Below are 24,186 nucleotides of genomic sequence, written 5' to 3'. Positions count from 1 at the left end.
ATGATCGGGGCTTTTTAGCTAGCGGGAGCAGACGGTGGTGAGGTCCTTTTCCTCGTTGGCGTATTGCTCCATGGCGTCGTACAGCGCATCCGCGTAAAGATGTGCGCCTTCGGGGAGCGGGTGGACGCCGTCGTCGTAAAGCATGGCCGGGTTCTCCTGGGCCATGCCGCACCAGTCTGCGATGTAGACGTTGTCGTGAGCAGTCGCGGCGTCAATGATTTCGGCGCGTGCCTGTCCCATCCAATCGCGCTCGCCGTAGGGCAAGACGAGGATCAGCGTGCGCTCGGGGCCGACGATGTCGATGAGCTCGTCCATCTGGCCCTCAAACGTAGCCCCGTTGGTTCCCAAGCCCACAAACACGGTAGAGCGCAACTGCCCGGAATCCTTCTGCGCCTTGATGACGGGAAGGGCTGCCGAATAGTGGCGGGAGATCGTGGCGTCGATGCTAATGCCCGGGAAACGCTCATTGAGAGCCTCGGAGGCAGCGAGCATGACGGAATCACCGATAGCACTAATCTCGTTTCCAGTGGGAAGCGCACGCTTTTCCTTCGGCTTCGTGGTCTCGGAAGGCTTTGCGGGGACAGACGATGACTGTGCCGGGGCAGAATTCTCCGCCTGTTCGTTGGACAGCGCCATGCGCTCGAGCTCGCGCTCCAGTTCGCTCTTATCCTCCGAAGTCACCAGCGCGTAGCCCACGCCCAGTACGGAAAGAACAACGAGGACGGGAACGGCAGGCCACATGGCCTTGCCAAAACCATCTTTGACCTCTTGCGCGCTGGGGCGTGCAGCCCAGTAGGCGTGCCACGTAGGGCGGAATCCGGCGCGGCGGAAGGGGTTTTCTACAAACTGGTAGGTCACCTCAGCCAGCACGCAGCTCAGCGGAAGCGAAAGGAGGCCTAGGAGCCAGGAGGGGGCGTCGGACAGCGCGTGGACAATCATTACCACTGGCCAGTGCCAGAGGTAGAGGGAGAAGGAGCGCTGGCCCAGCCACCGCATCACACGGGTGCGGAAGATCCACGTGAGGGGACCAGATTCGCGCACCACTGCCCAAATCATTGCCGCGCCGAGGACGCTGGTAAGGACGAGGCCGCCGCGGTAGGTGAAATCCCGATCTGCGCCCATCCACACCAATTGCGCGAGGTAACCAACTAATGCGAAGGAACCAACGGTTCCGGCGAGTATGCCCTTGTTTGCGGCCGGCCAAGAATCCGCGTCCATGTCCTTGTCAGTGGAGGTCATGAGGAGGGACAGCATTGCGCCGATGAGGAGACCGAACGCGTGGGTATCGGTGCCGTAGTACACACGCGTGGGATCCTCGCCTGGGCTATAGAGCAGTGCCATGGCGACGGCTGAAGCAATGGCGAGGATGAGCGATACGGCGATGGGCAGGCGCTTGGGTTTGCGGCGGGAAATGGCAAAGACGCCAAACATCAAAAGCGGCCAGATCAGGTAGAACTGTTCCTCGACGGCCAAGGACCAATAGTGCGCGAAAACCTGCACTTCATTAGGCGCAAAATAGGTTTGGCTCGTGGCGATTTGGGTCCAGTTGTTGACAAAGAAGAACGTGCCCAAGAATTGTTCGCGGATGCCAACGGCCAGGTCCCCACCAATGAGCGCCACTATCGCTGTGCATATTGACAGGACTATGAGTGCGGCCGGGAGGATTCGCCGGAAGCGGCGGAGCCAAAAGCCTTTGAGGCTGATGCGTCCAGTGACGTTGAACTCGCGAACAAGCAGCGAGGTGATGAGGAACCCGGAAAGGACGAAGAACATGTCCACACCGAGGTATCCGCCGGGGAGAATATCCCCGAAGAAGTGGTAGATCACCACGGCGAGAACCGCTAGACCGCGCAGACCATCCAAGCCCGGAACCTGGCGCAGGCGGGCGCGCGCACGGCGCTTTGAGCCAGCGGGGGCAGAGGCGGCTGCGTTGCGGGCGGACGCAGAAGCAGCTGCTGGAGCTGCGGCGGCTGTGCCCGCCGCGACGGTTGCGGTTGCAGGGGCGGCTGCAGCGGCGGCAGTGGGGGAAGCCTGTGCTACTCGCCGCTTTTCTGATCGGCGTTTTTCCTGCTTGGCGCTTAACGCCCCGACGGATTGCGAGCGGCGGGCCAGAGCACGCGAAATCTCGTTCTCGGTGCCGGTTGAAGCCTTCTTCTCAGGCTGCTTGGAATCCCCAGTTTCTTTGCTCTTCTGAGGCGTTGTGGTTTCCCGGGGCTTTGCGGCCGCCTCGGTCTTTGTCTCCTCGTTGGCCTTTGCAGTCGCCGGGGCTTTCTTGGGTTTCTGGGCCGACGTGGCCTTTTCGGCTCCTTCTTGCCGTTTGGGGTGTGCTGGAGCCGGGGAAGGAGACTGTGCTTTGTCGCCGTGTGCAGGTGGCTGCTTCGCAGCGGGCTGAGTTTGTGATGGCTTGGTTGTTGAAGCCTTGTCGGCGCTGGGCGTTGCAGGTGCTTGGCGTCGTTGGGCGGGGGCGTGCGGGTTCGGATGCCGCGGAATGGCCCGACGTGGGCCGCGCCGACTGGCCGAAGCTACTTCGGCTTCCTCGCGGGCCTTAACTAGTTTGGCCTTTTTCACCGCCGAGGCTTTGGGAAGTGCATCCGGAGTCAGATCTAGAGTGAAGTCTTCAGCCGAACGCGGGCGTACGCGGCCAGGCCGAGCGGCAGGACGCTGGGCATTACGGGGTCCGTGCCCAGTGGGTGCCGGTGGAGTCTTAGGGGCGCTTGCCTTAGCAGGCTTATCGTTCGCGGCAGGCGCGGTGGACTTAGCAGGTGGCGGGGACTGAGAGGGCGTAGCAGGCGCAGTGCGTGCGGAAGCTGCAGCGGGTGAAGACGAGGTAGTTTTCGAGGAATCCGCCGAGGAGGACGGAGCGGGACTCGATGCAGACGACTCGCCCTTTGCCAAACGTGACATCATCGACCGCAAAAACTTCTTCACTACACACTCCGCAGGTAGACACCGGGGTTCGGGTACTGAGGCTCAGTAACCCGAGTAATCCTACTCTGTGCGTGCGGGCTACTCGGGCAAGGCTGCGGGGGAGCGTGTTAGGTGCGCAAAAGCTGGCGAAGGACGGTGCTAACCCCGTTGTTGGTATTAGCCGGGGCGATGATATCTGCGATTTCCTTCAGCTGAGGATGCGCGTTTTCCATGGCCACAGCCGTCCCGGCGGCGCGCAGCATCTCGAAATCATTGAGGTAGTCACCGAAGGCCACAGTGGCTGCGATCGGAATACCGGCGAGCTCAGCGAGCTTAGTTAGCGCCGTACCTTTTTCCACGCCGCGGGCCATCACATCGAGCCAGACCTTGCCGGATACGGCGACATTGTCCTCCGGGACGGCGCGGACGATGGGATCGTAAATGTGCGCCTCAGTACCGGATTCGCAGAAAATAGCAATCTTGATGATGTTGCTATCCGGCACTGCATCCAAGTCATCGACCCAAGTGACCGCCTTGTAGTACTTTGCAATCTCTGTACGTGCCGCGTCTGACACATCCCGTGCAACGTAGGCGGTCTCCGGGGAACATAGAACTACGGTATGTTCCACGCCGATGGCCGCAGCAGCCTCTCGTGCCGCGTGCACGGTGGATTCCGCAAGCGGGAATGCCGCGATGATCTCACCGCCGCGCATGATGACCGAGCCGTTTTCGGCGATAAACGTTTCGCCTTTCGGGAACATGTCCTTCAAGGTGGCCAGTTGGCGCCCCGAGGCCGGAACCAGTTCGCAGCCGCGGGCAGTGGCCAGGTCCTGGAGCTCCGAAAAGTCTGCAGGGAGTTGGCCATGCGCGTCGAGGAGCGTGCCGTCCATATCAAGGGCAACAAGTTGTGGGAGCAAGTAAGTCACACCAATCTAAAAGTGTTGGGCTAGAGGCGGGGAACCATGTCCAACGTAGCGCCAAGAAATAGGTGGCTGAAACTTTTGTGATATGGAACACTGGTGCGCATGACTACGACTGAACCAGTACTCGTTTCCGTGCGCAACCACACCGGAGTTCTCGAGCTCAACCGGCCGAAGGCCCTGAACTCTTTGAACCCGGACATGATTGACATCATCCGCCGCTCCCTCGAAGCGTGGGCGCAGGATGACGACATCGAGCAGGTCCTTATTTACTCCAACAGTCCCAAGGCATTCTGCGCAGGCGGCGACGTGCGCCACGCGCGGGAGGGAATCGCGGAAGGCAAGCTGGAAGAGGTCGATGCCTTCTTCGCCAGCGAGTACCTCACCAACGGCGATATCGCCGAGTTTCCGAAGCCCTACATCGCCGTCATCGACGGCGTCGTCATGGGCGGTGGATTGGGCATTTCCCTGCACGGTTCGCACCGCGTGGTGACGGAAAAGGCCTTCGCTTCGATGCCGGAGATGAATATCGGCTACGTCACGGACGTCGGAGTAGCTTATGCGGCCCAGCGCATGGTGGGCACCCGCGGTGTAGCCTCGCCGGGTTTGGCAAAGTTTTGGGGTCTGAGCGGGTACCGCATGTATGCCGCGGACATGCTGTGGACGGGCGTGGCAACCCACGTGGTCAAGGATGCAGCCGAGCTGATTGAAGCCGCTATCGAGCGCGGTATTGATGCCGCACTGGAAGAGCTGGCCCTACCCGCGCCACAGCAGCCAGCACCGCTCGAGCAGGTGGCTCAAGACCTGGAGGAGACCTTCGCGCTGCCCACGTGGGAGGAGATTTCCGCGGAGCTGGACAAGCGCCCGCAGATTGCCGGCGAGGTGCGTCGCCTCATGGCAGCCGCGTGCCCAGCCGCCATCATCGCGGCCAATGAGCTCTATGAGGCGGAAGCCGCTGTCGACGACATCCGTGAGGCGCTCCTGCTAGAACTCAAACTGGGCATGCACATGTACCGCCGCCCCGACTTTTCCGAAGGCGTGCGTGCGGTACTGGTGGACAAGACCCAGGACGCAGCGTTTAACCCGGCGACCACGGAGGACGTTGACGTCGAAGAATTCCGCGCGGTGCTCAGCTCCTAGCGGTTATAGCGGGCGTGCCCGCTGGTAAGCGGCGCGCGCCCGTTGCTCATCCACTCCCGCCGGCACCGCAACATTGAGCGTGGCCTGCGCGGCGGCCCGTGACGGCGCGGGCAGGTGAAACGCGGGGGCGTCAGAAAGCGCCAGGCCTTGGCGGCCGTCGGGTAGCTGCACTGGCAGCAGGGTCCACAGCCCCAGAATTGGCATGGCTAACTGCGGCAAGCGCAGAGAGCGTGCCTCGGGGATGGGTACGCGGGCGCGAATCAGCTCGGGGATGGCATTGTCATATCCGAAGCGGCGAAGGTTCGCCGCGGCGTGGGCGGACATGGAACCGGAGAGCTCGTCCGCCCATGCCCACGTAAAGGTGTTCGTCGTGGCGTTGAGGGTGGCGATGAGATGGGAGGGAACCGTAAGCGAACCATAATCGGAGTTCACCACGGTGCGCGACGTGTCAGGGTCAAGGTCAGCCCACAGGTTGGGGAATCGGGCCTCCAGGAAGAAATTGTGCTCGGTGGCCATAAAGTGGGCGTCGGCCAGCACATCGCGTGCGCTGAGCCCGCCGCGGCCCGAGGGATGGGGGAGAGCCGTGATCCGGGTGCCGTGGAAGTGCGCGAGGCCTTGTACAACATCTGCTGCCATGCCCACATAGGAGGCGAGCTCGGCGGTGGCGAGGCGTTCGTCGACGCCTCCCTCAATATCCCCCGTATGCTCAAGCCCGGCCAGGATGCTGACACGGGGATCCGGGTGGATCTCCGCGAAGTCGACGGCGACGAGCGCCTCGCCCTCGCCCTGCGGGACGCGGATGACTGGGCGGTCACCCACCAGCCGCCGCGCCAAGCCGCGCAGCAGGGCGGAATCGGGCTGCGGACCGTGGAACTCCGGTTGCGGCGCGTGTTCCGTCAACCCCGTAGACCAGTGCAAGCGGCCATCCTGGATTGTGGCTAGGCGCAGACCATCGAAATCATAGGTCCCAGAGGCGGTAGTAAAACGCACCACTGCGCGCTGATCGGTAGCGGGCTCGGAGTCGGAAGATGCAAAGTTCACCTCGACGTCGCGCACGTCGCCCAAGCGTGAGGAGAACGCGGCGTCGATGCCGGCTTGAATGAAGGCGCCAGCGGAGTACAGGTCCTGGGCTGAGTCCATTAGTGCTCCTTGACTTGGATTTATTCCCTGAAGAAGGGATGCTCGATAGCCTCCTCATAGGCCTGAAGGAGGGCTTGGGTGGATTCTACCCAGGAATACTTTTCGGCTTCGCGGCGGGCGGCAGCACCCATCGTCTCCCGACGCGTGGCGTCACGAAGAAGATTGACGGTAGCGCTGGCCCAGGCCTCATCATCGGCATCGGGTTCGATGAGATGTCCTGTAACGCCCTCCTCAATGACGAAGGGAATACCGCCAGCATTCGTGCCGATGACCGGCACTCCCGAGGCGAAGGACTCCAGCGCCACAAGGCCCAGTGTCTCCGTGGCGGAGGGAAAGAGGAAGACATCTCCGACAGCGAAGGCAGCGGCGAGCTCCTCACCGGACAAGTAACCGGTGAACACGGTGTGCGAAGGATCGAAGTTGGCCTTGAGCTCCTCCAGCGCAGGGCCATCGCCGACGACGGCAAGGCGGGCGTCACCAAGCTCTGCCCGAACCAGCTGCATCACGTGGTCGAGGCGCTCTAAGTCCTTCTCCTTGGAGACCCTCCCGATATAAGTCACCAGCGGGGAATCCGGGTGTCCACCGGTGAGGCGCTCGCGCATCTGCGCGGTGGCGCGGCTGGGGTGGTAGGCCTGCGTATCGACAGCCTTGGGCCACAGGTGCACGTTGTGGATCCCCACCTCCCGAGCCTTATCCACCATGGGGCCTGAGGTGCATAGGTTCACCGCAGCCTGGTTGTGCAGGTACTTCAGAGCGGCCTCAGTCAGCGGGCGGGTCCACCCGATGCCCAGTGCATCGACGTATTCAGGCACGTTGGTGTGGAAGCTAGCCACCAGCGGCACGGCATCGCGCTGCGCGGCAAAGACACCGAGCGCTGCTGTCCAAATGGGATTGACCGCGTGGATGACATCGGGATCGAAATCCCTGATTTCCTTGAAGAACTTCCACGAGGGCAAGCCGAATTTGATTTCCGGGTAGACCCACAGCGACAAGCTGGGTATGCGGGTGACCTCAAAACCAGCGTAGGAGTCAGGGGCCTTGCCCGTGGCAAAAATCCGGACCTCATGGCCCATCGCGGCCAGCTGGTCCAGAGTGCGCGTCAGGCGCGTGACCACGCCGTCGATCTTGGGGAGGAAGACCTCGGTAACGATTGCGATGCGCACGGAGGACTAGGCCTCCGTGGAGGGGACGCCGGCGTGCTGCTGGCGCGTCCACAGCGATTGCGCCGGAATCTTGGAGCGGTCAGCGCGGTCGGCGTACTTGCGTGCGACTTCCTCCACCTCGTGCAGCAGCCCTTCAGACAAGGTGGTCGGTTCCAGCCCCAGGTTGAGGAAGGTGTCGTTGGTGACGTGGAGCTCATTTTCCGCGGATTCCTTGCGCGGGTTCGGCACGTAGGCCACCTCTGCGCCAGAGATCTTCGCAACCAACTCCGCTAAGTCACGTACGCGGTGGGTTTCCGTCATCTGGTTGATGATCTTGACGCGCTCACCGCGCGCCGGCGGGTTCTGCAAAGCTAGCTCGATGCAGCGCACCATGTCCCGGATGTGGATAAAAGCGCGGGTCTGGCCACCGGTGCCGTGCACGGTCAGTGGGTAGTCGATGCCGGCTTGGATGAGGAAGCGGTTGAGCACCGTGCCGTAGTCACCGTCATAATCAAAGCGGTTGATAAGGCGCTCGTCCTTCTGGGTCTGCTCCGTGTGCGTGCCCCAAATGATGCCCTGGTGCAGATCGGTGATGCGCAGCTCATCGTTCTTGGCGTAGTAGGCAAACAGGTGCTGGTCCAGCACCTTCGTCATGTGGTAGACCGAGCCCGGGTTGGAGGGGTACAGGATCTGCTGCTTGACGACGCCCCCCTCACCCGCATCCACCTGCACGTCCAGGTAGCCTTCCGGGATCTTCATTCCGGCGGTGCCGTAGCCGTAGACACCCATGGTTCCCAAGTGAGCGACGTGGATATCCTGCTCAGATTCCACGATGGCGGCGAGCAGGTTGTGGGTGGCGTTGATGTTGTTATCCACCGTGTAGCGCTTGGTGCGCGAATTTTTCATGGAATAGGGGGCGGCGCGCTGCTCAGCGAAGTGCACCACGGCATCCGGACGCTCAGTGTTGAGGAACTCGAGCAGGTCGTCGTAGTCCTGGGCCACGTCGAGGTTGCGGAAGCCAATGGTCTTGCCGGAAACCTCGGTCCACGCAGCCAGGCGTTCCTCAATGGAGGCGATGGGTGTTAAGGATTCCGCGCCCAACTCCTCATCGATGGCGCGCCGGGAGAGGTTATCCACGATGATGACGTCATGGCCTTGGTCGGAGAGATAAAGGGAAGCGGGCCACCCACAGAAGCCGTCTCCGCCGAGAATCGCTACCTTCATTACTTATCTCTCCACATCACTGTCGGGGGCACGAGCTACGGCGCCGCCGACGATGGGGAAACCCCGTCGCGGCGGCAAGCACTTTTCAATACCTTACCGTTGACGGCCCTCACATGAGGGCCCTTAACGGTAAACAGTGAGTGAATGTTTCCTCGGGCTGCACCACTAGAGCAAAGCATGGTGCAGGGCGCAGGAGGCTCGGTGTCCAGAGTAAGTTCTGCAAACGCGCCCTGTACACTGGCCCGCATGCTTGAAGCCGTGCTCAATGCCTTTGCCGATTCCGTCAACGCCCTACTGATCGGAATCCTGGTGGCTATCGGCATCATGCTTCCGCGGGGGAGCTACCGCAAGATTGCGGCCCTCGTCATCGTCGGCGATTGGTTCGGTGTGCTCACCGCAGCCGCCGTGGTGATGTTCGTATTCGTCGGTATCCAGGACAAGGTTGCCGCGGCCTTGGAATCGCCTCTGCTGGGGTGGGGGCTGGTAGTCATTGGCCTTGCTCTGGGACTTCTAGCCTGGCGCTCCCAGGGCGAACCCAACGATATGGTGCAGAAACTGCTCGGCCCGCTGCGCACTCCTTCGGCTAAGACCGTTGTGGTGGGCTATGCCATGGGCGTTATCCAGTCCTTGACCTCCGTGCCCTTTTTCTATGGCCTGATGCACCTAGCGGCCAGGGACTTTAGCAATACCGTTAAGTACGGTGGCCTCTTTTTCTACGCCACGTTTGCGCTCTCGCTGCCGACGGTGTGCGGATTATTCATCGCCCTGGTGCGGGCGAAGCCACAGTCCTGGGCCGGACGCGCCTTTGCGTGGGCCCGGGAGAACTCCACCACCGTGGCATTGTGGAGCGGCTACGGCGTGGCCGCTTTCCTGGTGGTCATGGGCATCTTCGCTCTGCTTTAGGGGCTTGCCTTCAAGGCGACTCGGCAGCTGTCCTAGCTTCGCGGTGGTGGAACTGCCCTAGTTGCCAAAATTCTGGCCAGATCGTGCGGCAGGCTCGGGAGTTTTGGCAACAACGGCAGTTGCGACTGCTAGTCGTAGAGGACGGCGTCGAGAGGGAGGGCGTCGCCAAGCAGCGCCTGATTTTTTGAAATTTCGACGTAGCGCGCGGCGTGCGGTATGAAGGCGGCGGATTCCTCAGGGCTCAGCTCGCGCCGCACCTTGGCTGGAACCCCGGCGGCTAGTGTGCCGGCGGGAATGTCCTGGCCTTCGAGCACCACCGCGCCGGCGGCGATGAGAGAGCCAGGGCCCACGGTGGAGCCGGAGAGCAAGGTGGCTTTCATCCCGACGAGCGTGCCCGCACCCACCCGCGTGCCGTGGAGCATGGCCATGTGGCCCACGGTGACATCATCCTTCAGCACACACGGCTCGGTGGATTCAACGTGGATGACGCAGTTGTCCTGGATATTGACGCGGGCGCCTAGACGGATGGAACCAACGTCCCCGCGCAGCACGGAGCCATAAAACACGGAGGAGTCAGGGCCGATGGTGACGTCACCGATGATGGTGGCATTCGGGGCGATCCAGGCGCTGCGGTGGATGCGGGGAGTGCGTCCTTGGAAGGGAAGGATGAGCATGGCAGGCTAGCTTTCTTCAGGGGTGGTTTCGATGGAGACCGCAAGCGACTCGGAGACTTCATAATCGCCGGGCGTGGCGCTGATCTGGGCCAGCATGTCCCGTTCCGCAGGGGATAGCGGGATGGCCCAGCCCCGCTTGGGATCATGGACCGGACGCTGTGCCTTCGTCGTGGGGGAAAGATGCACCGTGGTCTTAGAGCCACTTAAGCGCGCGGGCTCGCCGGAGCGCGCCACCTCACTGAGTACCTGTGCGCCGGCTGGGGAGGTAACCAGGATGATGAGGCCGCCGGCCGTGTGGACGGACAGGTGGTCTACGGAGACCTCGACGGCGTGGGGATCCGGGGAGGCCAAGCGGACGGTGGGGGAGCCGCCGAGCTTATCGACGATATCCTTTACCGCGGAAAACAAACTCATGGCGCGATCCTAGCGCGGGGGTACCATCGTGCAGTGTGATTGACGCGAAAGATACAGCACTCGTCATTGAAGGCGGCGGTATGCGCAATTCCTATACCGCCGCGTGCATCGTCAAACTCCTAAAGGAGGAGGTGGAATTCGGCTGGGTCGGAGGCGTGTCCGCGGGCTCCTCGCACACCGTGAACTTCCTTTCCCGCGATGTGGTTCGCTCCGAGGAATCCTTCGTGGACTTTGCCAAGAACCCCAGCTTCGGCGGCCTGGGCTCACTGTTGCGCGGTAGCGGCTACTTCAATGCGGAGTTCATCTACGAGAAGGCTGCGGACCAGGACATGCCCTTTGACTGGGAAGCCTTTGACGCTAACCCGGCGCAGGTGTGCATTTCCGCCGCGCGCGCAGATACGGGGGAGAGCGTGTATTGGGGGCGTGAAGACATCAAGACGCAGGAAGACCTGATGGTGCGTGTGCGCGCCTCCTCGACGCTGCCGTTGATCATGCCGATGCGCGTCATCGACGGTGCGCCGTATGTCGACGGCGCCATGGGGGAATCCGGCGGCATCCTCATCGAGCAGGCGGAGAAGGCCGGGTTTGAGAAGTTCCTGTTCCTGGGGTCGAAACCGCGTGGCTACGTGCGGCCTGAGGTGGGGCGGCCGGCGGCGCTGCGACGAATCTTCCGAAAGTACCCTGCCGTAGCGGAGGCGATGATTGCTCGGCCGGCCCGGTACAACGCCTCCAAGGGCCGGCTTCTGGAGCTGGAAAAGGAGGGGAGCGCACAGCTTTTCTTCCCGGAGGATATGCAGGTGGCATCGACTGAGCGTTCTGTGACAAAGCTGCGCTCCAACTATGAGGCTGGGCGCGCGCAGACCTATGCCGAATGGCCGGCGTGGAAGGAATTCCTCAGCAGCTAGTGAGCTCAGCGGGGTCGTGCGCGACTCACTTTTGCCAACACGGTGTGAGTCGCGCCTCCTCTAGGGAGGAGAAGCGGACCCATGCATGGAGTTTTCTGAGTGTTTTCTTACAATGATTTCCCGTGTTGGCACTATTTGATGGAAATATTTGGCTGAGCATTTTCTTTATTGCTTTGCTCGGCACGTTATTTGGCATGATTCCCTTCGGCCCGCTGCGCTTCGGCGCAGCCGGCACCTTGTTCGTGGGATTGGCCATCGGCGCCTTTATCGATCTCGACGGCACGATCCTCAGCAGCCTGCAGGAGATGGGCCTTGGCCTCTTCATCTATATGCAGGGCTTGTCTGCCGGCGAGCGCTTCTTCAAAGGCTTCTCTGAACAGCTCAAGCACATGATTACTGCCGCGATAGCGGTGGTGGGTGCTGCCGCCGTGGCACTTCTCGCGGGCGGCTGGTTGGGACTGTCGCCCTTGCTCTCCGTGGGCGTGTTCTCCGGTGCGACGACCTCGACGGCATCGCTTGCCGTGGCGCAACAGCAAACGGGCGAGGAACTGCCCGCCGTGGGCTACTCCTTGGGCTATCCGGTAGGCGTGGCCGTCGCTATCCTCCTGGTAGCTTTTCTGCTCAAGCAGTCCTGGCCGGCCACTAAGGACAAGGACAATTCCGCGGAGGAGGTCTTTCGCTCCCGGACTATTCGGGTGACCAAGGACATCACCTACGAGGAGCTGGTGGAGCGATTCGAGGATCAGTTTGTTATCGCCACGATTCGCCGCGGCAATATCCGAACCGTGGCCGGGGACCATCCGGAGATTCGCAAGGGTGACATCCTGCGCGTACTCGTGACGAAGGCGAAAAGGCACGAGCTTACCGCTGCCCTAGGCAAGCGTCAGCCTCAAGTGCCCTTCGTGGACAAGCGCTTGGTCATTGAAACCGTGGTGGTGTCGAACTCCGATATTGCCGGTCGAACCGTGGAGGACCTCAACCTCTTCAAGCGCTATGGTGGCCGCATTGTCCACGTGCAACGCGGCGATGAAGAATTCCTGGCCAGCTTCGATACGCACCTCGATGCCGGTGACCGGGTGACGGTGATTGTGGATCAAGACCGCCTGGGCGATATTCGTGATTACTTCGGTGACTCGGTTCAGGGGTATTCCCAGCTGAACTGGGTTGCTGTCGGTGGTGGTCTGTTCTTGGGCTACCTCATCGCGCTCATTGTGGTTCCGCTACCAGGTGGTGCGTCCTTTGAGCTTGGCTTTGCACTCGGCCCATTGATAACCGGACTTGTCCTCGGTGCTCTGCACCGCACGCGCCGCGTGCCCTGGAAGGTTCCGGCTTCAATCAATCTGGCTCTTCAGCAGTGGGGCCTGGTTATCTTCCTGGCTTCGGTGGGCTTGGCCTCGAGTGAGGCTTTCCAGTCCACGGCATTCTCCTGGATGGGCCTGAAATGCATGGTTCTCGCCGCCATCATTACCGTGGTTGTCGTCGTCCTCTTCGCTGTGGCTAACAGGTTCCTCGGCCAGTCAGAAACCCGCACCGCGGGCGGCGTTTCCGGCATCTTTGGCCAGCCTGCCGTGGTCGACTACGCCACAGGAATCAGCACGGATTCCCGCATTATGACTGGCTACGCGGCCACCATTGTGGTGGCGCAGATAGTCAAAATCGTGGTCATTCCGCTGATGCTCACGGTCTAATCCGCCACAAGTGTTTCGATGGTGAGCTCCGGGTGCTCCTTCTCAATGAAGGCCAGCTTCCATTTATCACCAAAGAGCGCGATGAGCTCGCCGTCGGTGCGGGTAAAGATTTCTACGCCGCGCTGGCGGCCCAGTTCGGGCGCGGATTCGGCGTCGGTACGGCGGGCCACCGAGTAGGGGATGGGCTCGGTGATGGTCTCCACGTTGTACTCGACCTCCATGCGAGCCTGCATGACCTCGAACTGCATGGGGCCCACCGCAGCCATGACCGGGGCGGCATCGCCACGCGTATCGTTGCGCAGAATCTGGACCACGCCTTCCGCAGCCAGTTGGTCCAAGCCCTTGCGGAATGCTTTGTAGTCACCCAAAGACTTCGCGCGCAGGATGCGGAATGCCTCCGGCGCGAACTGCGGCATGGGCTTGAACTGCACCTTCTTGCCCGTGTAAATCGTGTCACCAGGTGCCAAGGAACCGGCATTGACCAAGCCCACGATGTCACCCGGGTAAGCCGTATCCACGGTGTCACGCGTGCGGCCGAAGACCGTCAGAGCGTACTTAGTGGAGAAGCTGCGCCCAGACTGCGCATGGTTGACCTGCATGCCGCGCTCAAACTCACCGGAGACGACGCGCATGAAAGCCAGGTTATCGCGGTGCTTGCGGTCCATACCCGCCTGCACCTTGAAGATGACGCCCGCGAAGTCATCGGTGACCTCACGTACCTCATCGATGGCGGAGGTAGCGGCCTCGATGGCCTGCGGATCTGATTCGCGCGAGCGCGGAGCCGGGGCGATGGCGCACAGAGTATCCAGGATCTGGTGCACGCCGAAGTTCAGCATCGCGGAGGCGAAGATGAGCGGGGACGTCACGCACTGTTCGAAGAGCTCCTGGTCGTGCAGGGCGCCGTCGGCTGCCAGCAGCTCTGCTTCCTCCACGGCCGTCTCCCAAGCGTCCTCTTCCTTCGCGGCTGCATCCTCAGGCGCGTAGTGCTCCTCCGGGGCGATGGTGGAACCACCGGCGGTGCGCAGGAAGTGCACGTACTCATCAGCCTCGCCGTCATCGTTGATGTGGGCCAAGCCGCGGAAGTCGCCAGCGATACCCACCGGCCAGTACAGCGGGGTGGGCTGCAGCTGGATTTCGTTGACGATTTCGTCGACAAGCTCCAGCGGCTCTCGTCCCACGCGGTCCCACTTGTTGATCACCGTAATGATCGGCAGGCCGCGGGCCTTACACACGCGAAACAGCTTGAGGGTCTGGGGCTCGAGGCCCTTGGCGGCGTCGATAAGCATGACGGCAGCATCCACCGCCGTGAGCACGCGGTAGGTATCCTCCGAAAAGTCCGCGTGGCCCGGGGTGTCCACCAGGTTGATCATGTAGGGCTCGCCCTCGTGGCCCTCGGGCGCGTACTCGAACTGCAGGGCCGAGGAGGCCACGGAAATGCCGCGCTCCTTCTCCATCTCCATCCAGTCAGAGACCGTGGACTTGCGGTTGCCCTTGCCGTGCACCGCGCCGGCTTCGTTGATGACGTGCGCGTGAAGTGCCAGCGCCTCCGTCAGCGTGGACTTACCAGCATCCGGGTGGGCGATGACGGCGAATGTGCGGCGGCGGGAAGCTTCGGAGGCAATACTCATGCGGGCTAGTTTAGCCGCTGGCTGTTACCACTCCACATTGAGCTGGCGGCCCAAATCATCGAAGACTCGCCGCGCCACCGAGAGCTTCTTCGCAATCGGCCTCTGCAGGCCTGGCTTGCGCTTGTTGTTGTAGTACTCGCCGGAATTGAAATGGATGCCCGGGGTGCCGCTGAGGAAATAAGCAAGGTTCTCGCCGCCCTTGTCTGCCTTGCCCAAGAAATGCTTGGCTGCAGTGGTCGAATACAGCTTGCTCGTCCTACTCGTTGAGTTTTGCCCGAAGCCAGTATTCAACACGCCCGGGTGGAAGGCCACGGAGGTCAGACCGTGCGAGTCGAGGTAGCGGGTCAGAAGAATATCGCCCAACTTGGCGTTGCCGTAAGCGCGCTCCGCGGTGAATTTTTCAAAGGTATTTGGGTCACCGGGGTCGAAAGCGGAATACAGGACGTTGGCCAAAGAGGCGGTTTGCACCACGGTGGTGTCGCTGGCCCGCAGGGTATCGCGCAATAAAGAGGACAGAAGAAAAGGCGCCACAACGTTGATCTGCCACGTGCGCTCGAAGCCATCGGCGGTGGTGAAGGGGCCGTCGAACATGCCGCCGGCGTTATTGCCCAAGGCATCGATCTGCGGGTACTGGCTTAGCTCTTCCGCGAGGCGGCGAACTTGGCCCAAAGACTCGTAGTTGGCCACGTGAAAGGCCGCACCAACTTCTTCGGCTACGGCCTGCGTCTTTTCCGGGTTCCGGCCCACGAGCACGAGCGAATCCTGCGGGCGGCGCTGGTGAAGGATGCGGGCCGCGGCCGCGCCCACCCCGCTCGAAGCACCGGTAATGACGATTGTTCGAGGGTCATGATCAGAAGGCAGGTTCTTGCTCGCGCGGCTCATACTTGGACAGTGTAGGGCGTTGAGCGCGGCCGCGCCGGGGTTTATTTAGCCCGGGAATGGATTTCCTGTTGGGCCTTACTGAGTCCCTCTGTCACGATGAGGCGGGCGGCCTCAGCAGCGGTGGCGATGGTGGAATCGAGGGCAGCGCTGGCGTCGACAGGCGCGAGCACCCAGTCCGGAATGGAACCACCCTTGGACGGGCGCCCGATGCCCACACGCACGCGCAGATAATCGCGCGTGCCCAGGCGCTCGCTCAGCGACTTCAAGCCGTTATGGCCATTCTCGTTGCCGCCCTTCTTAATGCGCACCTTGCCGGCGGGTAGGTCGAGCTCGTCGTGGATGACGATGATGTTCTCTGCCGCAACCCCCAGCTGCGCGGCCAAGGGTGCGATGGGATCACCGGAGAGATTCATGTACGTGTGTGAGCGCAGCGCCACGACCTTCGTGCCCCCGAGCTCGAGCTGTGCGGCGCTGAGCTGGTGCCCGGTGACGGGTTCAAGCATGTCGCCAGATTCGGCGAGGAGATCATCCACCGCCATGTACCCCACGTTGTGACGGGTCGCGGCGTATTTCGCGCCGGGATTGCCTAAGCCGACGATGAGCCACTTAGCGCTTAAATCGGCTGGACTTAGTCCAGGGTTGACTGCCTTTTTCGTCTTCTTCGGCGCAGCCTCAGCGCTGCCAAAGAGACGGGTGAAAAAGTCACGGATGGCGGACACAACAACTCCCTTGATGGATTTTCTTTAGGCTGGGGGACCATGAGTCAACTTCTAGAGGCTATCACCTGTCCCGTCCTACCTGCCCCGATGGCCGGTGGGCCCACCACGCCTGAACTGGTTGCCGCCGCTGAGTCCGCCGGTTCTTTTGGCGCGCTGGGCCTGGGGAGCTCTTCAGTAGACGCCGCGCGGGAGGCCATCGCTGCGTGCGCCGGCACGCGCTTCGGCGTCAACCTCTTTTATCCGCAGAGGGAGCTGACAGAATCGGAGCTCGCGGCTGCACGGTCCCTTGCCGCCGAAGAGAACGCCGTGCTTGGCGACGTCCCCCTAGACTTCGGTTGGCAGGACAAGCTCGACGCCGCGCTGGATGGTGGGGCAGCGGTGCTGTGGTCGATGTTCGGGGTCTTTGAAGAAGAGGAGATTGCGCGCATCCACGCCGCTGGGGCTGAGGCGTGGACCACGGTCACCACCCCGGAGGAGGCGCAGTCCGCGGCCGCGCGCGGCGTCGATGTGTTGTGCGTGCAAGGGCCTGAAGCCGGGGGACACCGCGGTGTATGGGACCCGAGTGCGGAACCCGATCCGCGCCCGCTCAAAGAACTTGTTGCGGCGGTGCATCAAGTCACGGGCATTCCGCTCATTGCCGCGGGTGGGCTGCGCACCGCGGAGGATGTCGCCGAGGCCTTGGCGTGGCCGGGGGTAGAGGCAGTCAGCTGTGGCTCTGCCTTCTTGCTGTCCGATGAAGCCGGAACGAGTGAGCACAACCGTGGCCTTCTGCGCCGCGGCGGCCGGACGGTGTCGACCCGCGCGTTCTCCGGGCGCTACGCCCGCGGGCTGGAGACTGCCTACACACGGGTACACCCGGACCTGCCTTTGGTCTACCCCTATCTCAACGCGTTGCTGAAAACGCGTCGTGCGCAGCTCGACGCCGACGTGGACTATTGCCTCGTGGGCGTCGACGTGGAGAAAATCGGCGGGGGTAGTGTGGCGGAAATCCTCGCGCAACTACACCCAAACGGGCATGAATAGGGGTTAAGATTTACGGATGGACATAGTTTTACACCCTTTTTGACGAGTAAAGGATACAAAGTACGTGACTTCGAACGCGCACATTGGGCACGAGGATTGGAACGAGCGCCTGGAGCTGGCCCAAGAGATGATCCCGCTCATCCACCAGCTGCACCGCAATAACAACGTTGTCACCTCTATCTACGGCCGCCTGCTCATCGGTGTGACCGATATCGACATCATCAAGGCGCACCGCTACGCCCGCCGCATCGCTGAGCGCGAGCTTCCCACCGCAGAGACCCTGCCCATCCTCAAGGAACTGTGCTCGATGAACCTGGGCACCGCTTCCATCGACTTGGGCCGCCTGGCCACTGGCTTCGAGGAATCCGGCTCCGACAACCTGCGCAACTACCTCGAGGAGACCCTCGTGGATCTCGTCGGCGCTGCTGTGGATAAGGAATCCACCGACGTTGTCCTCTACGGCTTTGGTCGCATCGGCCGCCTCCTAGCCCGCATCCTCATCGCCCGCGAAGCTGCCTACGGCGGCGTGCGCCTGCGCGCTATCGTCGTGCGCAAGAAGGGCGACATTGACATCTTCAAGCGCGCCTCGCTCCTGCGTCGTGACTCCGTACACGGTGCTTTCAACGGCACCATCGCCGTCGACGAGGAGAATGAGGTCATCTGGGCCAACGGCACCAAGATTCAGATGATCTACGCCAACAACCCGGCGGAGATCGACTACACCAAGTACGGCATCGACAACGCCATCGTCGTGGACAATACCGGTGTCTGGCGCGACCGCGAGGGCCTGTCCCAGCACCTGCAGTCCAAGGGTGTGGCTCGCGTGCTGCTGACCGCTCCGGGCAAGGGCGACCTGAAGAACATCGTCTACGGCATCAACCACGGCGATATCGAGGATTCCGACCAGATCCTCTCCGCCGCATCCTGCACCACCAACGGCATCACCCCGGTGCTCAAGGTCATCAACGACCGCTACGGCGTGGTTCACGGACACGTGGAGACCGCACACTCCTTCACCAATGACCAGAACCTCATCGATAACTTCCACAAGGGTGACCGCCGCGGCCGCGCAGCCGGCCTGAACATGGTGCTCACGGAGACTGGTGCCGCCAAGGCTGTGGCCAAGGCTGTCCCGGAATTCGCTGGCAAGCTCACCGGTAACGCCATCCGTGTTCCTACCCCGGATGTCTCCATGGCTGTGCTCAACCTCGAGCTGGAGAAGGAAGCCGACCGCGACGAGGTCAACGACTTCCTGCGCAACGTCTCCCTGCACTCTGACCTGCGCCAGCAGATCTCCTACATTGCCTCCCCGGAGGTTGTGTCCTCTGACTTCGTGGGCTCTACCCACGCTGGTGTCGTCGATGGCCTCGCCACCATCTCCTCCGGCAAGCACCTCGTGCTCTACGTGTGGTACGACAACGAGTTCGGCTACTCCAACCAGGTCATCCGCATCGTCGAGGAAATCGCCGGCGCTCGCCCGGTGGTCTACCCGAAGCGCGTTGATGTTTCTGAGCTCTAAACGCTAAAACACTGCTACCGCCCGTGCTGCATGGCGCGGGCGGTAGTGCTGTTTTAGGGTCCTGCTCGGCTTGCGACCTAGCATTGCCAGGATGCTTCACGCCCACAACTGCCCGATCTGCCAAAAGTAGGGGCCGAGATCGAAAAATCTAGACTGTTTTCGTCAGATTGGTCAGTTTTAGCGGGAAGACAGCGCTCGAGTATGGAGTAAATGTCGTGCGCGCAATGTCGCGGCCACCCCGAGCACTGCGGCCAACACCACAGCGACGGCATAGCGCAAAGGTGAGTGCGCAACCAAAGGCCAGGCGGGGAAGGCGAGTACCCACAGACCGGTATCAGCCAAGACATCGCCGCCCAAGGTGACGGAGACAATCGTCCCTACGATTGTGAGAGCGATAGCGCTCACAGTGCCGAAGCGAATCACCAGAATGAGTGATACAGCTGCGATGACATAGCCCACCCCAACCGCAAGGGGCAAAGCGGAAAACTGTGCAGCGCCATCACCACCTGCGAGCGCACTGGCCAGGTATGCGGCAGCGCATACCGCCAGGATGACACACAGGAACCAGAGGAGAATTCCGGATGTGCCGAACCGTGTTTCCATATGGACCAACGGCCATGAATCAGCTACACGGGGCCAAACGAGGACCGGCAAGATACCTGCGCCGACCGGAAGCAGAAAGTAGTGAAAGAAACCTTCGACGTAGTTAGCGGGATATTGCAGGGCGACAAAGCCTAGCGCCAGAATGCTGAGCATCAAGCAAGAGAACACCGCTGGGCTAAAAGCTGCACGGTGGAGTCCTAGCAACGTGGACCACAGCGAGGACTGTGCCGCCGCACGGGGGTGGCTCGTTGGCTGCCATACTTGGGCTTCTTCCATGGTGGTATTAGCAACGTCGGCATCAGTCTGGGCCGTTGTGGAACGCGCGAAACGGTGTCGCAGCGAGAACATTGGCCGGTATCGTCGCGGCGTGTAGACCGCGGCTAATGCTCCGAGAACGGCGAGGATGACGCACAATATGAAAGCCGGTAGTGGACTGCTGGTGAGAAGTGGGTCGTGTGGTTCAAGAGGCACCGAGTTCTGGTGAATACGCAATGCGCGCAGAAGCAATCGTTGCGGCCATGCTGGGGGAAAGGCCCACCACCTGCCTGATTCGACAGTGCACGGAAGGATGCTGATTATTTGCCATAGGGCCGCGGCTACCAGCGTTAAGCCGAAGCCCAGTCGGCGGGCACAGGCGGCGGAAAGCCCGGCAATGCCAAGCGCGCCAAGGAAGGAGTAGAGCCCAGCTACGAGGATAAGTTCATGATTCTCCCGCCCCTGGGCAGCGACAACGAACCAAGAAACACCAAAGTTCAGAATATGGAAGAGCGCAAGGCTGACAATGACAACGATAAAGCGGGCAGCATTCTCGAGACGCGGGTTGAGGTTTCTCCATTGCGTTCCGCCGCTGCGAGTGATGGTCTCGCGGCGTTCTGGAATGGTAGCGAACAGCCCAGTAAGAGGGGAATACATGCCGGTAACAAACAAGGATTGCCAAGCCAAGACGCCTGTGGCATCACTGTGCACCGATGCCATAGATGAGAAGATCATCGTCATGAGGACCAGCGGTAGAGCAAGTAAAGGCAACCACTGTAAGGCGCTTCCACGGCTGCGCAGTAGTTCTGCTGAAAGGTAACTCGGGCGAGGGGCAGTAGTGTGCTTAGGCACGTGACTCTCCTTCCCGGTTGGTAGGCGCTTGGGAGGGGTGGCTCGGTGAGGTAAGTCGGAAGAATTCTTCCTCCAACTGACCACGTGGAGCTAGCTCGTGCAGGGAACCGGAATAGCGAATCGTACCCTCGGCCAAGACGGTGATGTCATGGGCAAGGTGCAGGACCTCTCCAAGCTGGTGGGAGCTGACGATAACGGTGTGCCCAGCCGCGGCTAGTTGTTGTAGTAGCTCTCGCAACTCCATGATGCCTTGGGGATCGAGGCCATTCTGGGGCTCATCAAGAACAAGTACCTCTGGATTGCCGAGGAGAGCTTGCGCTAACGCCAGGCGGGCTTTCATACCAGTGGAAAAGGATTTCGCCTTCTTGGAGCCAACGCCGTTGAGCCCTGCGATGGAGAGACCCCGGTCAATCTCGGAATCAGGAAGGCCTAGAAGTCGAGCGTGAACGCGAAGATTCGCCGAGGCAGACAGATGGCCATAAAAGGCTGGCCCGTTCACTGAGGCACCAATGCGGCGAAGTACATTGCGGCTCCATGGTTGGCCCGCCACGTTGATGGAGCCCGAGTCGGGCGGCAGGAGACCTAAGAGGATGGAGAAGAGCGTCGACTTTCCTGCTCCGTTGCGCCCGAGGAGCGCATGCACGCGGCCCGGGGAGATGCGGAAGGAAACATCATCGAGGACTCGTTGCCGACCAAAAGACTTCGAGATGTGCTCAAAAGAGATATCGCAATTCATAAAATGCAGTATCGCCGGGGCTCATCATAAAGGAATCCGCCTGCATGATGGTCTTCAGCGAGCAGACCTCCTACCGTGGTAGGAGCTTAGGCAACCCCAGCACGCTGCGCTAAGAGAACGAGGGCCACTCGGTCACGTGCGGCGAGTTTAGACATGAGCGCGGAGACGTGAGTTTTCACCGTGGTTTCTGCGATGACCATGTCGGCGGCTATCTCCGCATTTGTAGCACCACGCGCGATGAGCGAAAGCACTTCCATCTCGCGGCGTGTTACAAGACTGAGTCCTTGGCGTTCCTGGGCGCTGAGGTTTTCGCGCGTCAGCGCCGAGCGATAAGCCTCCAGCACTGGGCCGGTTACCCCGGCGGCCAGCACCGATTCTCCTTGCGCCACGTTGCGAACGGCGGTCACAAGAACCTCTGGGTCGGCATCCTTCAGCAGGAAGCCGTGGGCGCCAGCGGAGATGGACCGCGCCACGAGTTCTTCATCATTGAATGTGGTGAGCATGATGATGCGGCACTCGGGCTTGCGCTCGAGTATGGCTTGAGCCGCTCCGATGCCGTCCATGCCGGGCATGCGAATGTCGAGGATAGCCACATCAATGTGGTGGCTTAGTGCTGCTGCCACGGCATCCGCCCCAGTGGCAGCGGTTGCCGCGACCTCGATGTCTTCTTGCGCAGTGAGGATGGTAGACAACGCTGAGAGCAGCATTGCTTGATCATCGGCCAATAAGACGCGGATTCTAGATCTGCTGTGTGGCATCCTTGGTCTCCTTCATCGGTATCTGTGCGTGCAAGGAAAAGGAATGAGCATCGCCGGAATAGTCGAGGCGACCGCCGAGCGAACGAGCTCGTTCCGCTACTCCGACTAAGCCCACGCCGCTGCCCGCGACGTTGCTTGGCGTGGGATGAGGATTGGTGGAGGTGAGGGTGAGCGCGGCGGCGTCATCAAGTACAAGCTCAACCACGACATGCGTGCCGACGCCCTGATGGCGCAGAGCATTCGTCAAGCCCTCCGTGGTAATGCGCACCAATGCCATCTGCACCAACGACGGCACGGCGTATTCAGCTGGGAGGTTTGCGTCGACTTTCAGCCCAGCAGCGCGGAAGCCTTCGAGGATTCCTTCGATGTGCTCAAGTTGTTGAGCAGGCTCCAGAGCCGTGGGTCGGGGTGAGCGCAAGGCAGCGACGATTCCGCGAACCTCGCGCAGGGCGGTATCCGCATTATCGCGGATCGAAAGAAGTGCTTCTTCAGCCGCGCCGGAGTCCGTATTCGCTGCAACGATGCCTGCATTAGCCTGAACCTTAATCAGGGTGAGGGAATGGGCAAGGACATCGTGCAGTTCCCGTGCAATGAGGAGGCGTTCTTCTTCTTGTGCCTGGTGGAAGCGCTCGCGGGCTAGTATCTCCCGTTGGCGATCACGGTCAAAATACCGGGCAGCGATGAAATACGTGCTGCCCAGCACTGCCCAATGGGCCACCACCATGGCAAGGAAGGGTGTGTCTACCTCATAGCGCAGAAGGTAAGTCTCAGTGTCGATGCGCCACATGAAGGGGGAGATAAAGGTACCGAGTGCGGTGATGAGGAGGACCACCCGCGGAACCAGCCTCTGGGTGATGTACCGCGAGGTGGTGTACACGGCCATGGGGGCGGTCAGCGCCCACGGGGTGAGGCCGCTATTGGTGGGGAGCTGGTTCATCCATATGACAGCCCAGGCCAGGAGCAGAACTAGGAATCCTGTTGCGCTCACGATTGGCCTCGAGCGCCACACGAGGAAGAACGGTATGAACAGCAGCGACAAGAGAGCCTCGAGTACTTCCACCGTTCCGGAAGAGGAAAACGCCAAGGCACAATAAAAGGCCGCTACGAGCCCCGCGACTCCTGCGAGTAGCGCGTCCCCCAAATGCACCGAGGACAGGAAGGTACGCGCGGTGCGGGAAGAGCTCATAGACGGCCATGGTAGTACATGCCGAAAGTACTACTTCTTTTTCTTGTCCTTCTTGCCCTTCTTTTTCTTTCCCTGCTTCTTGCCGGAGCCGTTGCCGTTGACCTTGTCGCGCTCCAAATCGGCTGCGACATCTGGTACGTAGGCAAATTCATTGCGCGGCGGGCGTACGTATTCGGCCTCGAGCTCGGGGCGATCTGGGATCTCAGGAACATCCTGCTCTACGTGCTGGTACGGAACCATCTTGAGGATGTGGTTGATCACGTTGATGCGCGAGCGCTTCTTGTCCTCGGATTCCACGGTGTACCACGGGGAGGACGGGGTATCGGTGTGGACGAACATTTCATCCTTGGCACGCGAGTAGTCTTCCCAACGGGTAATGGACTGCAAGTCCATGGGGGAGAGCTTCCAGCGGCGCAGCGGATCGTTGCGGCGGGACTTAAAGCGTGCGAGCTGCTCCTCATCAGAAACGGAGAACCAGTACTTAAGAAGGATGACGCCATCCTCGATGAGCATGTGCTCCAGCAGCGGAGCCTGGTGAAGGAAGCGCACGTATTCTTGCTGGGAGCAGAAGCCCATGACACGCTCCACGCCGGCGCGGTTGTACCAGGAACGGTCGAAGATGACGATCTCGCCGGCGGTGGGCAGCTTCTCAATGTAGCGCTGGAAATACCACTGGCCCGCCTCGCGGTCGGTGGGCTTCGGCAGCGCCTCGATGCGGCAGGTACGCGGGTTGAGGTACTGCGTAATGCGCTTGATGGCGGAACCCTTGCCGGCGGCGTCGCGGCCTTCCATGATGATGACCACGCGGGCGCCGGTCTCAACGACCCACTGCTGCATCTCGACGAGCTCTGCTTGGAGGCGCTTGAGCTCGTCCTCATAGGCTTGCTTATCTAGCTTCGGCGGCTTGGTGGCAGACTTCTTAGACTGTGAACTCATACCTCTAAATTTACCGCTTAGCTGGGAAAATA

General features: G+C 61.3%; 22 protein-coding genes. 6 read left to right on the top strand and 16 right to left on the bottom strand.

The window, feature by feature from the left end:
* Positions 1-18 precede the first annotated feature (18 nt).
* The 3 genes from HMPREF2912_RS13110 to HMPREF2912_RS08785 form a co-directional block, all read right to left on the bottom strand.
* Positions 19-2,568 carry an acyltransferase family protein gene (locus HMPREF2912_RS13110; protein ID WP_246816507.1) on the bottom strand — a complete coding sequence of 850 codons (2,550 nt, stop codon included), beginning with the start codon at positions 2,566-2,568 and terminating at the stop codon, positions 19-21.
* A gap of 187 nt (positions 2,569-2,755) precedes the next feature.
* Positions 2,756-2,950, bottom strand: a complete 195-nt coding sequence (locus tag HMPREF2912_RS13105; protein WP_154762160.1) for a hypothetical protein — start codon at positions 2,948-2,950, stop codon at positions 2,756-2,758.
* 85 nt (positions 2,951-3,035) lie between these two features.
* On the bottom strand, positions 3,036-3,833 hold the full coding sequence (locus HMPREF2912_RS08785) for an HAD family hydrolase (RefSeq protein ID WP_239248546.1): 798 nt from the start codon (positions 3,831-3,833) through the stop codon (positions 3,036-3,038).
* Positions 3,834-3,932: 99 nt separating this feature from the next.
* On the opposite strand from HMPREF2912_RS08785, the gene HMPREF2912_RS08780 reads away from it, so the two are divergent.
* Positions 3,933-4,967, top strand: a complete 1,035-nt coding sequence (locus HMPREF2912_RS08780) for an enoyl-CoA hydratase/isomerase family protein (protein WP_070597516.1) — start codon at positions 3,933-3,935, stop codon at positions 4,965-4,967.
* Positions 4,968-4,970: 3 nt separating this feature from the next.
* On the opposite strand, the gene HMPREF2912_RS08775 is transcribed toward HMPREF2912_RS08780, so the two are convergent.
* The 3 genes from HMPREF2912_RS08775 to HMPREF2912_RS08765 are packed head-to-tail and all read right to left on the bottom strand — an operon-like array spanning position 4,971 to position 8,473.
* The gene (locus HMPREF2912_RS08775) at positions 4,971-6,107 is read right to left on the bottom strand and encodes a DUF6882 domain-containing protein (protein ID WP_070597518.1); all 1,137 of its coding nucleotides are present in this window, start codon (positions 6,105-6,107) and stop codon (positions 4,971-4,973) included.
* A gap of 20 nt (positions 6,108-6,127) precedes the next feature.
* Positions 6,128-7,270, bottom strand: a complete 1,143-nt coding sequence (locus HMPREF2912_RS08770) for a glycosyltransferase family 4 protein (protein ID WP_070683849.1) — start codon at positions 7,268-7,270, stop codon at positions 6,128-6,130.
* 6 nt (positions 7,271-7,276) lie between these two features.
* A complete protein-coding gene (locus HMPREF2912_RS08765; RefSeq protein ID WP_070563427.1) occupies positions 7,277-8,473 on the bottom strand; it encodes an NAD-dependent epimerase/dehydratase family protein in 1,197 nt (398 codons plus the stop codon).
* A gap of 246 nt (positions 8,474-8,719) precedes the next feature.
* Here HMPREF2912_RS08765 and HMPREF2912_RS08760 point away from each other — a divergent pair, with 246 nt between their 5' ends.
* Positions 8,720-9,376, top strand: a complete 657-nt coding sequence (locus HMPREF2912_RS08760) for a hypothetical protein (RefSeq protein ID WP_070683847.1) — start codon at positions 8,720-8,722, stop codon at positions 9,374-9,376.
* Positions 9,377-9,504: 128 nt separating this feature from the next.
* Here the strand turns inward: HMPREF2912_RS08760 and HMPREF2912_RS08755 are convergent, their stop codons facing one another.
* Positions 9,505-10,050 carry a gamma carbonic anhydrase family protein gene (locus HMPREF2912_RS08755; protein WP_070520833.1) on the bottom strand — a complete coding sequence of 182 codons (546 nt, stop codon included), beginning with the start codon at positions 10,048-10,050 and terminating at the stop codon, positions 9,505-9,507.
* 6 nt (positions 10,051-10,056) lie between these two features.
* Positions 10,057-10,464 (bottom strand): hypothetical protein, encoded by a 408-nt coding sequence (locus HMPREF2912_RS08750; RefSeq protein WP_070530594.1) that lies wholly within the window; start codon positions 10,462-10,464, stop codon positions 10,057-10,059.
* 35 nt (positions 10,465-10,499) lie between these two features.
* Here HMPREF2912_RS08750 and HMPREF2912_RS08745 point away from each other — a divergent pair, with 35 nt between their 5' ends.
* The gene (locus HMPREF2912_RS08745) at positions 10,500-11,369 is read left to right on the top strand and encodes a patatin-like phospholipase family protein (RefSeq protein ID WP_070683845.1); all 870 of its coding nucleotides are present in this window, start codon (positions 10,500-10,502) and stop codon (positions 11,367-11,369) included.
* Between the two features lie 122 nt (positions 11,370-11,491).
* The gene (locus HMPREF2912_RS08740) at positions 11,492-13,057 is read left to right on the top strand and encodes an aspartate-alanine antiporter-like transporter (RefSeq protein WP_070683843.1); all 1,566 of its coding nucleotides are present in this window, start codon (positions 11,492-11,494) and stop codon (positions 13,055-13,057) included.
* Here HMPREF2912_RS08740 and HMPREF2912_RS08735 read toward each other — a convergent pair.
* The 3 genes from HMPREF2912_RS08735 to pth are packed head-to-tail and all read right to left on the bottom strand — an operon-like array spanning position 13,054 to position 16,286.
* Positions 13,054-14,685: a peptide chain release factor 3 gene (locus HMPREF2912_RS08735; RefSeq protein WP_070683841.1), complete on the bottom strand. Its 1,632-nt coding sequence runs from the start codon at positions 14,683-14,685 to the stop codon at positions 13,054-13,056. The genes HMPREF2912_RS08740 and HMPREF2912_RS08735 overlap by 4 nt on opposite strands.
* A gap of 24 nt (positions 14,686-14,709) precedes the next feature.
* Entirely contained in the window at positions 14,710-15,567 is an 858-nt protein-coding gene (locus tag HMPREF2912_RS08730; RefSeq protein ID WP_070683839.1) for an SDR family NAD(P)-dependent oxidoreductase, read from the bottom strand.
* A gap of 41 nt (positions 15,568-15,608) precedes the next feature.
* Positions 15,609-16,286: an aminoacyl-tRNA hydrolase gene (pth, locus tag HMPREF2912_RS08725; RefSeq protein WP_070597531.1), complete on the bottom strand. Its 678-nt coding sequence runs from the start codon at positions 16,284-16,286 to the stop codon at positions 15,609-15,611.
* A gap of 39 nt (positions 16,287-16,325) precedes the next feature.
* Here pth and HMPREF2912_RS08720 point away from each other — a divergent pair, with 39 nt between their 5' ends.
* Entirely contained in the window at positions 16,326-17,309 is a 984-nt protein-coding gene (locus HMPREF2912_RS08720) for a nitronate monooxygenase (protein ID WP_070597533.1), read from the top strand.
* 64 nt (positions 17,310-17,373) lie between these two features.
* Positions 17,374-18,828 carry a glyceraldehyde-3-phosphate dehydrogenase gene (locus tag HMPREF2912_RS08715; RefSeq protein WP_070597535.1) on the top strand — a complete coding sequence of 485 codons (1,455 nt, stop codon included), beginning with the start codon at positions 17,374-17,376 and terminating at the stop codon, positions 18,826-18,828.
* A gap of 177 nt (positions 18,829-19,005) precedes the next feature.
* Here the strand turns inward: HMPREF2912_RS08715 and HMPREF2912_RS08710 are convergent, their stop codons facing one another.
* The 5 genes from HMPREF2912_RS08710 to ppk2 form a co-directional block, all read right to left on the bottom strand.
* The gene (locus HMPREF2912_RS08710) at positions 19,006-20,427 is read right to left on the bottom strand and encodes an ABC-2 family transporter permease (RefSeq protein ID WP_232770828.1); all 1,422 of its coding nucleotides are present in this window, start codon (positions 20,425-20,427) and stop codon (positions 19,006-19,008) included.
* A 103-nt stretch (positions 20,428-20,530) separates the two neighbouring features.
* Complete coding sequence (locus HMPREF2912_RS08705) at positions 20,531-21,274, bottom strand: ATP-binding cassette domain-containing protein (protein ID WP_070520853.1); 744 nt, start codon at positions 21,272-21,274, stop codon at positions 20,531-20,533.
* Between the two features lie 86 nt (positions 21,275-21,360).
* Positions 21,361-22,032 carry a response regulator gene (locus tag HMPREF2912_RS08700; protein ID WP_070520856.1) on the bottom strand — a complete coding sequence of 224 codons (672 nt, stop codon included), beginning with the start codon at positions 22,030-22,032 and terminating at the stop codon, positions 21,361-21,363.
* A complete protein-coding gene (locus tag HMPREF2912_RS08695; protein ID WP_070520859.1) occupies positions 22,013-23,218 on the bottom strand; it encodes a sensor histidine kinase in 1,206 nt (401 codons plus the stop codon). Before HMPREF2912_RS08695 ends, HMPREF2912_RS08700 begins: the two co-directional genes overlap by 20 nt.
* A 30-nt stretch (positions 23,219-23,248) precedes the next feature.
* Positions 23,249-24,154, bottom strand: a complete 906-nt coding sequence (gene ppk2 / locus HMPREF2912_RS08690; RefSeq protein WP_070447108.1) for a polyphosphate kinase 2 — start codon at positions 24,152-24,154, stop codon at positions 23,249-23,251.
* Positions 24,155-24,186 lie beyond the last annotated feature (32 nt).

The organism is Corynebacterium sp. HMSC056E09, from assembly GCF_001813425.1.
GTDB lineage: Bacteria > Actinomycetota > Actinomycetes > Mycobacteriales > Mycobacteriaceae > Corynebacterium > Corynebacterium hesseae.
The sequence above is the reverse complement of the archived record's forward strand: the minus strand, read 5'-3'. Positions and strand labels throughout refer to the sequence as shown.